Here is a 678-nt window from a genome sequence, read left to right as displayed (position 1 = left end):
GCTCAATGCCGACCAGAACCCCATAGCGCCGTCGCCAATCGCAAGTTTGGGGGCGTTGGTCAGCCCGCGCTCCCGTAACCCCGTGAGCAACTCTGTCCAACTGGCTTCCGATTCACGTCGTCCATCCTCGACGGCGACCAACTCTTTGCGACCATGTTCAGTGACGCCGATAATGACCAGCAAGCACAGGCGGTCATCCATGCGGACATTGCTGTAGACCCCATCAACCCACCAGTAAACATAGCGCGGCTCCGACAGGTCGCGTTTCTGCCAGTCAGCATGCTCGTCCTCCCACTGCTTCTTGAGTCGAGACACGGTGTTCGCCGAGAGGCCTTTGGCCTGGTCACCCAGCAGCGCCGCCAGTGCCTCCTGGTAGTCGCCGGTGGAGATCCCCTTCAGATAAAGCCAGGGAATTAGCTCCTCGATACTGCGGGCACGCTTCAGATAGGGCGGCAATAACGCGCTACTAAACGCGGCTCCTTGGCCACTGCGGTCCCGCACTCGGGGCACCTTGACCTCAACGTCGCCGATACCGGTCTGTACAGTACGTTCTGGCAAGTAACCGTTGCGAACCACGGCGCGTCGGCCATCGTCTAGTGTCTTGTCGGCGTACTGTTCAAGAAACATTGCCAGCTCGGCCTCTACGGCCTTGGTGATTAAGTCTCGCGCTCCCTTGCG

Annotated in this window: 1 protein-coding gene; it reads right to left on the bottom strand. The window is 59.9% G+C overall.

Features of this window, described 5'->3' with window-relative positions:
• The coding region (locus M8006_RS17720; protein WP_250084535.1) for an IS256 family transposase at positions 1–678 on the bottom strand (678 nt) is incomplete at both ends.

Source organism: Halomonas llamarensis (assembly GCF_023555005.1).
Lineage (GTDB): Bacteria > Pseudomonadota > Gammaproteobacteria > Pseudomonadales > Halomonadaceae > Vreelandella > Vreelandella llamarensis.
Note: the sequence above shows the minus strand (reverse complement) of the source record. Positions and strands in the feature narration are given on the sequence as shown.